This window comes from Agrobacterium sp. AGB01 (genome assembly GCF_014851585.1).
Classification (GTDB): Bacteria; Pseudomonadota; Alphaproteobacteria; order Rhizobiales; family Rhizobiaceae; genus Agrobacterium.
On sequence record NZ_JACVAB010000001.1, the window covers coordinates 139275 to 154368 of the forward strand.

General features: G+C 56.5%; 8 protein-coding genes. 4 read left to right on the top strand and 4 right to left on the bottom strand.

Annotation, left to right across the window (positions count from 1 at the left end):
* Nucleotides 1–87: 87 nt before the first annotated feature.
* The 3 genes from IB237_RS00685 to IB237_RS00695 all read left to right on the top strand — a co-directional run bounded on the left by IB237_RS00685 (nucleotide 88) and on the right by IB237_RS00695 (nucleotide 3053).
* Entirely contained in the window at nucleotides 88–1179 is a 1092-nt protein-coding gene (locus tag IB237_RS00685) for a hypothetical protein (protein WP_192486702.1), read from the top strand.
* Nucleotides 1180–1484: 305 nt separating this feature from the next.
* Nucleotides 1485–1736: a hypothetical protein gene (locus tag IB237_RS00690; protein ID WP_192486703.1), complete on the top strand. Its 252-nt coding sequence runs from the start codon at nucleotides 1485–1487 to the stop codon at nucleotides 1734–1736.
* A 6-nt stretch (nucleotides 1737–1742) separates the two neighbouring features.
* Nucleotides 1743–3053: a hypothetical protein gene (locus IB237_RS00695; RefSeq protein WP_192486704.1), complete on the top strand. Its 1311-nt coding sequence runs from the start codon at nucleotides 1743–1745 to the stop codon at nucleotides 3051–3053.
* 457 nt (nucleotides 3054–3510) lie between these two features.
* Here IB237_RS00695 and IB237_RS00700 read toward each other — a convergent pair whose 3' ends face one another.
* Genes IB237_RS00700 through IB237_RS00715 form a run of 4 tightly spaced genes read right to left on the bottom strand, consistent with a single transcriptional unit; the run spans nucleotide 3511 to nucleotide 12744 of the window.
* Nucleotides 3511–5415, bottom strand: a complete 1905-nt coding sequence (locus IB237_RS00700) for a DUF262 domain-containing protein (RefSeq protein WP_192486705.1) — start codon at nucleotides 5413–5415, stop codon at nucleotides 3511–3513.
* A gap of 44 nt (nucleotides 5416–5459) precedes the next feature.
* Nucleotides 5460–8147: a DEAD/DEAH box helicase gene (locus tag IB237_RS00705; protein WP_192486706.1), complete on the bottom strand. Its 2688-nt coding sequence runs from the start codon at nucleotides 8145–8147 to the stop codon at nucleotides 5460–5462.
* The gene (locus tag IB237_RS00710; RefSeq protein ID WP_192486707.1) at nucleotides 8147–9862 is read right to left on the bottom strand and encodes a site-specific DNA-methyltransferase; all 1716 of its coding nucleotides are present in this window, start codon (nucleotides 9860–9862) and stop codon (nucleotides 8147–8149) included. The genes IB237_RS00705 and IB237_RS00710 overlap by 1 nt, the downstream gene beginning before the upstream one ends.
* On the bottom strand, nucleotides 9859–12744 hold the full coding sequence (locus IB237_RS00715) for an SNF2-related protein (RefSeq protein ID WP_192486708.1): 2886 nt from the start codon (nucleotides 12742–12744) through the stop codon (nucleotides 9859–9861). The genes IB237_RS00710 and IB237_RS00715 overlap by 4 nt, the downstream gene beginning before the upstream one ends.
* Before the next feature lie 1282 nt (nucleotides 12745–14026).
* Between IB237_RS00715 and IB237_RS00720 the strand changes: the two genes are divergently transcribed.
* Nucleotides 14027–14884 carry a hypothetical protein gene (locus IB237_RS00720; protein ID WP_192486709.1) on the top strand — a complete coding sequence of 286 codons (858 nt, stop codon included), beginning with the start codon at nucleotides 14027–14029 and terminating at the stop codon, nucleotides 14882–14884.
* Nucleotides 14885–15094: the final 210 nt, after the last annotated feature.

The following is a 15094-nucleotide window of genomic DNA, read 5'->3' on the forward strand; positions in this document are numbered from 1 at the left end:
CGTCAACAAATTTGGCCCGGCGATCGGGACAAGTTGCTGTGCCTTGATTGGTCGGTTGATGAAGATGAACTCCGCCAGTGTGTTTCTATGCCGACGGCACGGTCGGCGAAGGCCGCGCACGTTCAGGCGGTTATTGTCGCCGATGCCATCATGTCGACACGCCGCGAACCGCTCCGCCGCATCTCCTACTCCCGCCGCAAGGGTTGGTGGACGGAGAGCAGCCGATACCGGGGTCGTGAATTTACCTACGACACTGTCGTGCCTGCCGTGGATGCTCTCCTCTACGCCGGAATCCTTGTTGATCATGACCTTCAGCCAGCGGGACGGGCGACGGGGATTCAATCGAGCTATCGGCCAGCAGCCTGGCTTGCGGGTACCACCACGCTTAGCCTTCGTCCGAAGCCGGGCGAACTGATCCGGCTGAAGGATTCGGCGGGCTCCCTCGTCTCCTACCGCGACACTGAGCGGACGCACCGCGAGCGGAAACTGGTGCAGAAGGTCAACAACCTGATCGCGGAGACGGACATTTCCCTGAATGCACCTGACGCCCATTTCGATGGCGACGTGATCCGGTTCGGGGAGCATTCGGTGTATCCGGACATGCTGTCCCTCTACCGGGTATTCAACGGCGGCTGGACGCTCGGTGGGCGATTCTATGGCGGGTGGTGGCAGTCAGTGAAGTCGAAGGATCGGCAGCACTTCATGCTCGATGGCCAGCGCACGACAGAAGTCGATTACGAGCAACTTCACCCCAGGCTGCTGTACGCGCTCGCTGGGGAGCATCTGGATGGCGATGCCTATACGCTTCCCGGTTGGGACAGGAAGCTGTGCAAGATCGCCTTCAATGTGCTCCTGAATGCGTCTGGCTATCATCAGGCACACGGTGCGCTGCTTCCGTATCTTGATGGCTGCGAGGTCTCCGCCCGTGACCTGATCCACGACATCAAGGCCCGGCATCCGAAGGTCGCGAGGTATTTCCATAGCGGCATCGGGTTGCGGCTGCAGAACGTGGATTCGGAAATGTGCCGCGTCGTCTTGGCGGACATGTCCGTGAAGAAGGGGATTGTCGTGCTCCCAGTTCATGACAGCTTCATCGTCCCTGAAACGGCAAAGGATGAGCTGGTGGCGACGATGAAGATGGCATTCGAACGGGCAACGGCGCATGTCGGAGATAATTGAGCTTTTTCAATTACATGACGTGGATGTGGACTACAAATGCAAGCTCGTGTGCCGTGTGCGTCGGCCTGCTGGGCGTGTGCTCCGGCCCGGCCCATGCTGGTCGTCGGTGTGCCCTACCGCTGCTTGCCATTCCCCACGGCGTGGTCCGGCTGAAGGCCTCCTCGAAGAGCTGACGCTTTGACTGGAGACCCCGAAGAGGTTGGAATGGAAAAGCATTAGTCGGTCACTAAACCTTTTCTCCCGTTGCGCCGGCTGATTTTTGAAGCGACCATTTTCTGAGTTCCCCGACCATAAGGAGGTTTTCCATGGAACACGAAATGGGAGTTGAACTGACGCTCACAACGAAAACGCTCGGCGACCTGTTGTCCGCCACAGCCGACGCAATACGACACATAGAAGCCGAACTCCGGGGATGCCGTCCTGATGCGCGGGAGCATCGTGAATTTCTGGAGGAACGCTTGGAGACGCATTACCGATTGAACCGAACTCTTGGTGCGACGCATTGGAGCGTGCAAAGGCAACTCGGCAGCGAAGCGCCGGGTTTTTTGAACGCCTGACGACATATGGCTTTTCAGTTCGTCCATCTCGAATCCTATAGTCGCAAGCCGGATTCCAAGGGCCGCTCGACAGGATTCGTGCTGGCCGAAGCGCGTCGCGATCCGGCGGCGTCTATCCACGTCCCGTCTCCGGGAACCCCGGTCGTCATCTACGGGGTGACTCCGGAGCAGGTCGAATCCTTACATGACAAGACTGCCGACGCGGCGCGCACGACGCCCAGGGCTGGAAAGCCGCGTAAAATTCGCGTCGATCAGCATACCCTTCTCGCCGTCGTCGCCAGTCATCCTCATACGGTCGAAGAAGTCCATGCCGACCCTCGGAAACGCGCCGAAGTCGAACGCTGGGAAGAACTGACCGTTGCCTGGCTTCAGCGCCTGTATGGAGATGCCCTCGTATCCGTAATCCGGCATGAGGATGAAAGCCACTGGCACCTCCACGCCTATGTCCTGCCACAAGCGCCGGACATGAAGGCGGCGACGCTGCATCCGGGTCAGATGGCAAAAGCCGAAGTTATGGCTGTAGGCCCCGGAGTAGACGAGGATTCTAAGATCCTTAATCGACGCGGCGACCAGGCTTACCGGGCGGCGATGCGTGTCTGGCAGGATTCGTATTTCGATACGGTGGGGGTCAAATGCGGACTGACGCGCCTCGGCCCCGCGCGACGTCGCCTGACGCGCGAGCAATGGCAGGCCGAACGGACGCAGGCGAAGGCGCTGCGGAACTGCCTCGATCGAGCGGAGCACGTCCAGCAAAAGGCCGAATCCTTCATCGTCAGGACGAAGACGGAGGCTGAGAGCCTGGTGGCCAGCGCCGAAGCAGAAGCTGCCGACTTGCGCGATGAGGCGCTGACGGCGAAAGCTGAATCCTCGCGCCAGATGGAGGCCGCGAAGGCGGCGACGGCTGCCGCACTGGCTGCGCAGGATCGGGCCATCGCAGAACAGCGGCGCGCTCGGAGTATGATGTCTCGTGTTCGAAAGGAAGCCGGACGAGTTCAGAAGGCTGCGGCAAGGATTCAACGACTGCCCAGCCTGCTGCGGACTCTCTGGGATGGTTTCCGAGTGTCGAGGCTTCAGGATCGAATCCGGCAGTCAGTCGATGACGAGATGTCCCGGCTCCGGGAACAGGCCGTGGCGGCAGCCGAACGGGCCAGCGCCGCCGATGTCGCGCGAAAAGCGGCGGAAGAGAAGCGCCGGACCATGGAACACAGCCTTGCGGAAGTCGGCATTCAGCGCGACGCCGCCTGGCGGGAACTTGCAAAAATAAGGCCTCCGGAGGCGCAGCCGTCGCTTTCGGGGCGATTGCGCCCGAGACCGTAATCCCTGCCGGAATCGGCCTATGTCCAAAAATTGAAGCCGGATTCAGGCCCGTGCAGCGCGTCTGGCACGGGCTGCCTTATCCGAGCCCATCGCGAAACGGCCACGGGTCCTGGCCCTGGCCCTGACGGCAAGGCAACCGTCGAAGCTTGAGGTTATGGCAGCAGGCACGTTCTCCCGAGGATTCAGCCCTTCCTCCCGACCGGAACGCCCGTGCGGCGCCAGGATCGTTGAGGGACCCAAGCGAGATGAGCGTATCGGAGCGGTAAGCATCGCGCCGCCATGGCGGGACCGCGGGCATTCGCGCATGGGGCGATCGGTTCCCGGCGGCAGCCATAGGAGCGTCAGCAAAGCGCCGCCAGGGCGGGACGCGGGACTGACTGCCCCCGACGCCCGCATTCCGTAGCTCCTCCCAGAATGCAGACATAGACTCTGTCTGCGAGAAACACACTCGGCGCAATCATGCGGTCGCGATCTCCACCTCTTCGAATGGCTCCTGTGAGGTCGCGGCGTCGAACGCATCGATGTCCTCCTTCAGCATAGGCGCGAGCCAGATGTTCACGGCAGTCCCGAAGAGGTTCTGGCCACGCTGCTTTATCGAATCTTCATTCCATTCTTCGTAGGAGTGCAGCTCGCGATTTAGCGTCAGAGCCGCATGCGCTCGCACAGCAGGAAGTTTTACGGAGAAGGCTCCATTCGAAACCTTCGCGTTGAGTTTATGTGTGAGGAGCGTCAGATTGCCCATCTTGTTGATCGACTGTTGACGCTCGAACTGCCTTGCGAGTTGATCGGGATCGAGTTCACCCTCGGGCACATGATCGAATCCTGGGACAGGCCAGTTTTCCTGCCACTTCTGGGGCATGACATGCTCGATAGTAAGATCGCTTTTTATGGCGATGACCTCGCCTTCGTTGGCCCGCTTCGAGTGCTCGATGGCCTCAAAAATGTGTCGTAACCGCGCTTGCCGATTCGGTTTGTACTGGTCACTTCCCATCCAAGCCGTTTTCCAGTCGGCATTGCTCGGCCACCGCATTGCGTCCGCCTGACTCGCGGACAGCAACCGACGGAGTCTTGTCAGCGGATCGCCCTTGCCGGAGCGCATTTTCGCGACGACGTCGACGAAGAAGCGATTGTAGTTTCCGGTGGGCAACGCGCAGATGTCTCGCCGAACGATATAGGATTCGATGAACTGGAGCGCTTCATCGAGCTTAGATCCGCCGAAATCGCCACACGTCGCAATGTAGAGTACGAGCGGCATCGCCGTTGAAACGTCGAATGCCTTGGAGAACCTACCGAACTTTCCTAGTGCGGTCTGAGTGGATTGCTCGGAGATCAGTCGATAAACGTCAGCACTCTGCTTGATCGACTTCAGTTCCGACTCAACCGTGTCGAATGGCTCTTCCTCCAGGATCCATTTCCGATACGCTTCGAAGAGGTGTTCCACAGAAACTACGTCCGCCTGCATCATGGCGAGGTAGTCCACGAGCATCCAATCTAGTCGCGTTTTTGTTTGCCGTCCCCTGGTGTCACCTTCGCGCCAGAACCAGCGATCCAATGGCAGCCAGTAATGCTCATAGAGCTTGTCGACGTTCAACGATCCCTCTGTCTGTCCAAGGCCCTTGGCCCGTTGGAAGATGAAGTTCCTCATGAGATCGCCCGCGGTGAGGTCGACACCTCGGCTGTTCAGTGTCTCAAAGATGGTCTGGGCGTCATCGCCACCTTCAAGCTCGATCGAAACGACGGCCAGCCCCTGCCGTAGTGCTTCAAATAGCTTCTCTAGCTTGAACGGATCGAATTCCCCGTTCACCTGGACATGTTCAAGGATTCGCTCCCGGAAAAACGCATGGGCGGCCGTCGCCGGACGGACCACTCCCTGCTCGTCTTCCGGAAGCGGTGTTGCTTTGGGAAATTCTCCTTCGGGATCGACTAGCGAAATGAACGAGCGCCGGTCCGTGAGGGAAGGCCAGAGTTTGTACTTCTCGACGTCGATGTGCTCCATCACTCCGTCATTGAAGAGGTACTTCATGATTTCGGTCGAGTATTCCTTCGACAAGTTTGTTGCCACGTCCCGGAAGGCTGCCAGCAACAACTGGAACGTCGTCAGCCGCTGTTGACCGTCAATCACTTCGAATGCTTGGATCTGCCGCCCAAAAGTTTGGATCTGGGAGATAACGATTGCCCCCATGAAATGAGGGGAAGGGAGTTGCCCACCTTCCTCAAATCGGCGTGCGACGCGATGTATGTCGTCCCACAGAAGTTCAAGCTGAGGGCTGACCTTCCAGGCATATTGCCGCTGATAGAGGGGAATGAGATAGCGGCGTTTTCCGTCGAATAGCTCAATGATGGTGCGCGTAAATGGTCTCATTGTTCCCCCGTTTAGTATGCAATCAAGTTCGTGACACCTGATCGTCAGATGAGTTCAGCGGCCTGCGCATAAGCGGCCACCAGTGACGCCAACGTCGCGCTGGGCTTCACCGCGTCATGCGGCACGAGCACATAGGTCCATGGCTTCTCGCCAGTTTCCTTCGCGTGATTGTTCGCATGATGAATCCACTTACGGGCCGCCTTCGCTTTGGCCTGAACGACAGGATCATCCACCTCGTTCTTCGCCTTGATCTCGACGATGAGCTTTTCCTTGTCGGTTTCCACGACGAAGTCCGGTTCATAAGATTGCCCGGCGGAGTACTCTATCCGGAACTGGCCGACGCCCGGCTTCATCCACCGCTGGACTAAATTCTCGCTGGCGGCTTCAATGATGACGGCGAATTCTCGTTCCTGGTCAGACTGGAATTTCTGGTACGGGTAGCAGCACTTCGCGAAGCCCTCGAACACGTATTTGGGTGTGTCCTTCAGAAGGTTGATAGGCGTTCGGAAATTCCGAATGAACGTATCACTTGGAACGTTGTAGGCCTGCGGCCTCAACATCACGAAGCCGCGCGAGACGCTGGCACGGTAGTCTGTCGGGCTTTCCCAATAGTGGGCCTTCATCTGCTCGAATACGAAGCGTGCAAGATCCTTCCCGTGCCCTATCAGCACGTTCTCGACGTCCGGGGGGGTCGAGAGATAGGCTTCCAAGCGTTTCACCATCTGCCCGGCCAGCTTGAAGAGAAGCTCGCTCTGGGTGTCGTAGTCGATCTGAGGCAGGTCCATGAGGTGTCGGACCAGGTAGTTCTCCAACCGTTCTTCCTTTGCACTATCGACAGTGCGAGCGAGGAAGGCGCGGGATTCATCCCGAAGTTTCTGGACCATTATCTGGTCAGACAGCGGCTGCCGGGCGATTGTTTCGAGATTCGAAAGGTCGAAGTCATGGAAGCCGAAGTTCACCTCACTCGTCGGCAGCACGACAATTTCCGGAATGGAAATGGTGTGCATGACGAGCTGCCTTGTCACCTTGGCGACGGTCGCGGCGACGTCGGTCTTTCGTTCGAAAGTTTCGAACGTTCCCTGTTCCGGAGCCATGACCTCCTTCACGATACGCGTGATTTCAGCCTGAACCTCCGGGGTTTCGAGCTTGTCGATACCTGTCTTGATCTTGCGCTCGAACTCGCGCTCGATCACTTCCCAGGTGACACGAGCGACCTCCCGTTCCTCGGGAGTTTCGAACACATATGGCTTCTGTTCGGATTCTTCGAATGAACCTGAGCCACCCGTCAGCATCGTTTCGACATTCGAAGGAGCGGTAACGATCTGGGCGCCGACATCAGAAACGTCGCCGTTGCCTCCGACAATGATCGTCTTGCGGATCGAGATCAGCGAGTCCGGATCGCGTGCCGCCTTGATGACGTCATCGAAACGGTCATGGGCTATGACGGTGAGGCGATCGACTGCTTCAACACCGGTCCGTTGGCCGTAAGGCAAGCGCAGCCCGCGCCCAAGCGTCTGCTCAGTCAGAATGTCAGACGCGGAGGCTCGCAGGGGAACGATGGTGTAGAGATTGGTGACGTCCCAGCCTTCCTTGAGCTTGTTGACGTGTATGACGATGTCGGTCTGTGCATCGTGTTCCAGGGCAACGAGCTTCGCAGTGGCCTCCTCCGTCTCCTCCCCTTTCGTGCCGGAGTGGACCTCAATGACGCGGCCCCTATAACGCCCCTGGAAGAATTCGTCGGACTCGACGAACTTCCTAATCTCCCCGGCATGGGTCGTATCCTGCGCCACCACAAGCATGAAAGGATGAACGAGCTTGCGTCCCGTCTGCTGCGCATAAATGGCCAATTCTGCCTTGGTATGTTCGTGGCAGTGGATGCCGTCTTCCAGCTTCATCCGTTCGAGCTGCTCCGGAGTGACACGATCAGCTCGAAAACCTTCGCGAGTGGCGACAGCCGGGTCCTTAACGTAACCATCTTCCATCGCTTGACCGAGGGGATAGTCGTAAACCACGTTCTTGAACGGAACCGACTTGGTGCCGACCGATCGGGGTGTCGCGGTGAGCTCCAGGCCCATAACTGGCTTGAGTTCCGCGATAGCCGACATTCCCGCCTTTGCACGATAGCGATGGGCCTCGTCCATCAGGAGGACGAGATCCGGCAGGCCGGAGAGATACTCGAAATAGGATTCGCCGATGTACTCGTGGAGCTTGCGAATGCGGCCCTGCTCCTTGTTGATCTTGTCGACGTTGAAGATGAATACGATAGCCGTCTCGCCGAGCAGGTCGCCACGCACGGCATAGCCACGCTCCCAGTTGTCACCCGTTTCCACGATCGGCGGAAGTTGAGCGAACTCGGCGATGCCCCGGAACACATACTTCGGCGATTTCTGCTGACTGAAGTCGGCAACCAGCTTGTTATAGATGGTCGTGTTTGGAGCCAGGATAAAGAAATGCTTCGAGCGCCCAGTGAGGTACAGGTAGGCGATGAAGGCACCCATCAGTCGGGTTTTGCCGACGCCCGTCGCCAAAGCAAAACACACGGAAGGGAATAGGCGCTCGAAATCGGTCACGCTCGGATAAGTGGCCTTGATCGCTTCCAAAGCAGCAACCGAATCCGCACTCTTCGAGAACTCGAAGGTATCAAGGACGTCGGCCAGGATGTCGAGCGCCTCCGACTGCGGCGTCCGAAGGGAAAGCCGAGCCTTGATCTGATGAATCTGCCGCTGCAACATCACTCGTCTCCCATGCTGTCGAACAGCGGCAGCGCGGCTGCCGGTCTGCTGGCCTTCGTGGCGTTCCCATCGTTAGCAACATCAGCGGCCTCTTCAGCGACAGACGCTTGCGGCAGGTTCGCTATACGGAGCGAGTAATCGTCTCGCCCCCATTCACATTTTGAGAGGATTGAGTGAGGAATCTTCTTCACGGTGAGGTTCGGAAAGCTGTCTTCCTTGGCGTTGTAAGCCTTGCAACATACCAGTAGCGTCCGATTCGGACCGACTTCCTCAGATAGCTTCTTGAGTGCATCGTAAGTCAGCGACTGGGTGGTGACATAAATGAAATCGGTTTCCGTGGAGTGCCCATGCCGCCAGTAGTCCGCCGAATCGTGGCTGGGCGCATAAATGAAGCCGAGATGACTGCACAATGCCTCAGCGAGCATCGGCGCATTGTATTCTTTTGAAACCACCCAGTTCCCGAAGCGATCCTTTGTCAGCAACGAGGGTGCGAGGGTGTAAAAACGGAACCCACCACCACCCTGCCAACCGACCGCCTCGGTTACACCCCCACGATCGGTGCCGTCGATGACCTGCTGTAGTCGAGGCACGATGTGGGTGAGCGCGTGGTCACCGAGTTCTGCCATAATCCAGCGTCTATGCAATTTGTGCGCAACGGCGCCAGTGGTGCCGGAGCCTGCGAATGAGTCGAGTACGACGTCCCCCTCGACCGTGCACATCAAAATCAGTCGTTCGATCAGCTCTTCAGGCTTCGGCGTCGAGAATTCATTCCCCACGCCGAATATTTCCTTTTGATGAGACTTCGTTTGGCGAGTCGTCGGGAGATCAGTCCAAATGCTATTATAGGGCCTAGTTGGACTCTCTTTTGCATATTCACGTGTGTAAGGCACCCACCTCTCGGAACCTGCTTCACCTCGCTTCTTCCAAATTAGCTTGTCTTCCGCGATAAGCTGGCTGACTGCCCCCTTGCCAAGCGCCCAGCACGCTTCACGTCCGTCATCATGTGTCGGGAAAATTTCAGTACCATCCGGATCGGTGATGCCGAAGTACATCGTAGGCCGATCCGTCCGGAGACTATTTTTTCCGTTTTTCTTTAGTAGTCTATCACGATAAAAGCGCCCGTCGTCGTCCGGGCCTCGGTAGGCTTGAAGGAGGGACTCATCGGCACGCTGATTGAGCTTGGCTGAAGATATATCCTTAGCGTATCCAAATATAAACTCGTGATCAGGCGTCACCGGAACTTTATTATCGTTCGGACTATCTACCTTTCTCCAAATAAAACTTGATATAAAGTTCTTTCGGCCAAATATTTCATCGCAAATTACCTTCAAGTAATGTGCTTCATTGTCGTCGGCTTGAACAAAAAAACAGCCGTCTTCCCGAAGTAAACGATGGAGGATGCGAACACGATCGGCAATCATGCTCAGCCACAAGGAATGCTCGAGTCCATCATCATAGTGGGCAAAGGCAGATCCGGTATTATAAGGTGGGTCAATGTATACTAGCTTCACGCTGCCCGAGTGGCTTGCCTCTAAAGCCCTGAGAGCGAGCAGGTTGTCACCATGGATGAGGATATTATCAAAAATGTCGTCATCAGATCGTCTCGCTTTTGCGTGACGGGACAACGCGCCATCCTCAAGCAAGATGCGCGGTTCTAGTTTCGGGCGCTCATCTTTACCAATCCAGGTAAGTTCAAGGCGCGTCTTCTTACTCATGCTGCAATCTCCCACCGGATCGTCATTACCGGCGTCACGTTTGGCGTAATGGCCAGCTTGGCCGCCACTTCGTCTAGCTTGTCGTTCACTTCTTTGCGGATTTCCTTGAGGGTTTTGAACGTGGAGAGCTTCAACTCATCTCTCTCTTCCTCAAGTCTCTTGATCCGGCGCTCTTCGATGAGTTTGTCCGCCAAGGCGACGGATTGGTTGCCTCGCAACGCCTTCCGGGCTGCCCGCGCTTCGACGTCCAATTCCTTCACACGCAGATCATTGGCGCGCTCCAGGTCTTCGGCATAGGCCTCCAGCTTAATCGTCTCTTCATCGAGCCACTTGACGTTCTCGTCTTCTGCGGCCTGCTGCGCGGCTTTCAAAGCAGCGTCGTCGATGCTCGCCATCGCGCTTGTCGGATATTCCGCATCAACGACATCGACGACGGCTGGTAGTTGAAAGAAGCGCTCTGCTGTTTCAGAAGCGAGTACGGTTCCGTCATCCGTAATTGCTGCCAGGACGAGGCTGTCCCGTGAACCCATTGCTGTCTCGGCACGGAGCAAAGATACCCGCATCCATCCGCGCTTCCCGACGTGCGCTTCAATGTCAGACAGCTTCGGTTGACCTTCCTCACGGTAGGACTGGTAGTCAAAGTGTAGCTTCGCGTCAGGCAGCGGCCGGGAAAGGCTTTCCCTTACGAGGCCGTCGGCCAAGGTGCCGTCGCCGAGACGGAAGAACTGCCACCCCCTATAATCTGCCTCGGGCCACACCGTCGACCATGTTTTTCCGGCATGCTTGAACGATGGGATACCCTCGTTGCTGAATGTCGCCTCCGGGAGTTCTGAACGAGCGAGGAGCCATAGACGACGTTCGAATTCGGACATCGTCCTTTCTATCTCTCCCCCACGCTGGCGCAGCATGTCGACGATCGAGGCGTCGAAGAGATCAAAGAGCTGCTGCCGCGTCTCCGCCATGTCCGCCTTGATCTGATCTTCAAGCTCTGCCTCCAGCTTCTGAAAGGCTTCGTTCACCTGGGCTTCGGTCCGGCAGGATTGAACGACTGCAAGCACCTTCTTCTCGAAGTCGATGCCGGATTCGATGACGCCGAGGACCTGATCGCTGGCTCCAAAAAGCCCCTCGAACAGCCTGAACTTATTGCTTAGAAGTTCATAGATTCGGCGCTCGGCCTGGTTTTTCCGGTTCAGCATATTGACGACGGTGACATCGATCTTCTGCCCATATCGATGGCATCGACCGATGCGCTGCTCGACGCGCTGCGGGTTCCAGGGCAGATCGAAATTGATCAGCAATGAGCAGAACTGGAGGTTGATGCCTTCGGCGCCTGACTCCGTTGCGATCAGGATAGACTTCGCATCTGACTTGAACGCACTGACGATTGCACTCTTCATGTCGGCGGATTTCGATCCCGAAACGGCGTCGGTTCCCTGCTTTTCCTTCAGCCAGTCCTTGTAAATCTTCTGGCTCTCCGGATCATTATTGGACCCATTCATGAGCGCAATTTGGCCAGAGTACCCGTTCTGGGAGAGGATCTCATAGAGGTAGTTCTGCGTACGAACGGACTCGGTGAAGATGACGGCTTTGCGCTTTCCGTCACGAGCCACGACTTCGTCAAGAACTTCCGGGAGTCGGCTGATGAGCTTCTCTCCCTTGGAGTTCGAACCGATCGATCTTGCAAGCGCAAGATAACCCTCCAGTTCGGAGATTTCTGCAGCGAGCTTTTTCGAGTCGATTTCTGGCCGATCCTCTTCAGAGACGTCCTCAGTAGACCCGTCTGCAGAATCGGCCAGGGTCGCGGCATCCGCTATCTCTTCCTGGATCTCTGCCGTGTCATCGATGTCCTCAACGACTGCTTCTGTCACCACCTGGTTGCGCTTCAATCTTAAGATTACATTCTCAAGAAACATCGCGATCGCTGCGATGGATGAACCGAGCGTTTTGCGTGCGCCGATGAGAACGAGCTGATTCGGCTTCGAGCCGAAAGCAATGGAATCGGTCTTCTGAAGGTAGCTTGAAACCCCTTCGTAAAGCTGCTCCTCGAGGCTATGGGGCTCGAAGTCGAAAGTCACGGCAAGACGTCGGGTGTAATTGACGTGGCCAGCGGCTTGCACGTCACGTCGCAGGTGGCGCTTGTAGAGAGGTGCCATTCGACGTCGAAGGGAAATCAGCGACTGCTTGTCGGTACCGCGTCCGTACATAACTCGGAAGGACTGCTCGTCACCGAAGAAGTTGTCGTCGATCATCGACACGAGCCCGAAGAGCTCCATCAACGAATTCTGCATGGGCGTTGCAGTCAGCAGCACCTTAAAACGAGAGGACAGAGCCTCTTTTAACCTCTTCGCCTGCGCCGAAGTGTTCTTCTTGTAGACGTTTCTCAGACGATGAGCCTCGTCGATTATGACGAGGTCCCAACCGATACGATGGATATGGTCGGAGTTGGCGGCTGCGTATTGATACGACGTGATGATGATTGCGGATTCGTTATCAAACGGCGCGCGCTGGCCGTTCTTGACGGCGTCGCGATAGGTTTTGGAGTCGAGGATGACGCTCGGCAGAGAGAACTTCTCCTGCAATTCCTGTTGCCATTGTGTTCGCAGCGAGGCCGGGGCGATGAGCAGGACATTGCGGCGACGCTCTGCCCACTTCTGTGCGATCACAAGGCAGGCCTCAATGGTCTTTCCTAGACCTACCTCATCCGCGAGGATGACGCCCTTGGACAACGGCGAGTGGAGTGCGAAACGAGCGGCTTCCACCTGATGCGGTTTCATGTCGACCCGTGCCGTAGAAAGAGATTTCGCGAATGCCTCGTCGCTTCTTCCTTCAAGCATGATGCGATGCGCAAAGAACTTTCCGTGGTAGGGAGTATAGGCCGTCATGAAAACCTCAATTCGATTCGCCGAGATAAGAACAAATGAGAAGGAGTAGTACAAGCTCGGCTTGTGTGATTCCAAACGCATTACAACTTTTGCTAACAAGAAATGTGGGCACTACTTTTCTTCAGCTTCGTCTCGAATCATTTGCGCGAAGTATTCGATTTCATCTAGCAAGCGAGGTCCATAACGCCCGGCAAGTTTCCCGGCCTCAGTCGGCTCCTTCCTTTGCGGCCCGCCAAATAGTGGAGTGCCAAAAAACTCCTCGGTCCTCTTCACTCGATCAGTGATTACAGACTTCTGTATCCCATAGCGCCCAGCGACACGATCCCTTGCGCCGTCGACGTTGGCATTTGCCTCGACTAGAAGTTCGATTGTCGTTTCCAGGTCTGTTAGCCGCATTCGTTCTCATCCCCCATATCTCCCACGCCAGAGATTTGCGCCGGTCCCTGCTTGGCCTCATCCTGTCCAAAGGTTTGGAGAAATATCTATGGATCGGGTGTTAAAGAAACGGGAACAGCGTCGAACTTGCGTGGATTGGATGCGCCGGGATGTTGCCAAACGGCGGCGACGCGATCCGACTGCGAAAACTATGCTCCAACTGCTCGGCCTATTGTCGTCGGTGCTGGCGCTGCTTCCGGAGAGGGACGCTTCGGCGCTTCCGCGACGCGGAAATTATTTCCGCAGTGATCGCTGGATGCCTCCGCCAGATTATGAGCTTGGAGCTGAAGCATGGGCCCGAGAGCGCGGACTTGAAGCAAGTTGGTATCCTGTCAATCGACCAAAGCCTCCCCCTTCATGGAGTCGTTTGGTCAAGGATCTGAACCGCAGATCCGCCAAGGATCGCGCGCGGATCATGATTGAGGAGCGCGTTCCCCTAGAGGCACTGGAGTGGCTACGGGAGATGATTAAGACTCAAGACTGGATCGCCCTACGCATCGTCGGTCATGACCGTCCGCAACAGGAAATCCGGGACCGGGCAATGATGGCGGCGCTACGTTGGGAGCTTGAGCGTCAGACGAGCGCGATATCCTCCTCGGGAGCGACCGACGACGCCGGGACGCCTGGCCCAGCACTGAGACCGCGATTTTAGAATTAAAGGGTCTCGCATTTCACGCTATCGCCCTGAAGGATTCCAATGCTCTGAGAACGCGCTTCTGGACGTCGCGGGTAGCCGCGCCGCGCCTACATGAAACGCAGAAAAATCGTCAATCCCGTTTAGGTTGACATACCGTGACCAGTAGCCGAATTCTTCGCAAGTATTGTTACGATTCTTGCGGGGGGATTAATGGCTATATTAGCTGAGCATAAATTGAAAATTCGATACGAGGGTGGGTTAGCGGATCAAAATGCGCTTCCGGGCTACGATGGGGTGACATCTATCGATGGAATTACTAGGGCCGTTCATATTGCCCTCCATGCCTACATGACGGGAGAAATCACTACTCGGGCGACAGCCTTGAAAAACGCCTCGATTCTATTGAAGCCTGCTCGTCAAGGCAGCTTCATATTTGAGTTGATAATCCTTATTGAGGCCTATCCAGCAACCACCGGAATTGCGGCGGCCCTTGGGGGGCCGATGTTGTATGACTTTTTGAAGACCGCATTCAAGCGGGCGACGGGAAGTCTCGATGCGGAACCGGAGACCACGAGCCTTCGAAAATTATACGAAAGGAAAGACCCCCCACCTCTGAAACATCCTCCTGTGGATTTCGATGAGTTGGCCGAAGTCCTTGAAGGAAGCCTTCAGGACGCGCACCGCCCCATCGGAGCCGATGGAACGATAGGTACCATCTCTATAGGTTCCACGAAGCAGGAATTGGTTAAGTTTGATGACGGTACCAAAGACTGGGTAAATACTCGCGACGAAGCCGTCGGGCTGGAAGTTTTGCGAGGAAATGTCACACGTTACAACTCAATGTCGCGAAATTCACGTGTTTACGTTGATCAGTTTGAACGTATCGTCCCAATGAGACCGGGCGGCGACTTCGCTGTCGGAAGTCTCGCGTTGTTAACGTGGTCCCTTCACGGGAGTAACGTCGGCGCCCCCAACAAGCTGGATATGCGCGTTCGCCGCGTGAATTCCGCAAGCGGCAAGGTGAAACGTTTGCTTCTGTCAGATTGCGCGAGGGCGCCTATTGACTGATGCCAATGCCTTCGGGAGAGGAAGACGGCTTTGATACTAACCGATCGGAATATGTCGATGGCGAGGATGGCAATTCCGATCGCTAGGGCCAGCGTACATGAAAACGGGCCAATCGGCCCCGGTGTCCACTTCCTAATGCATTTTGAGGGGGCATACAGCGCTTCTGGCCCCTCGGGTGGTGTCTTTATCCATCCGGTTGCATGACGTTAT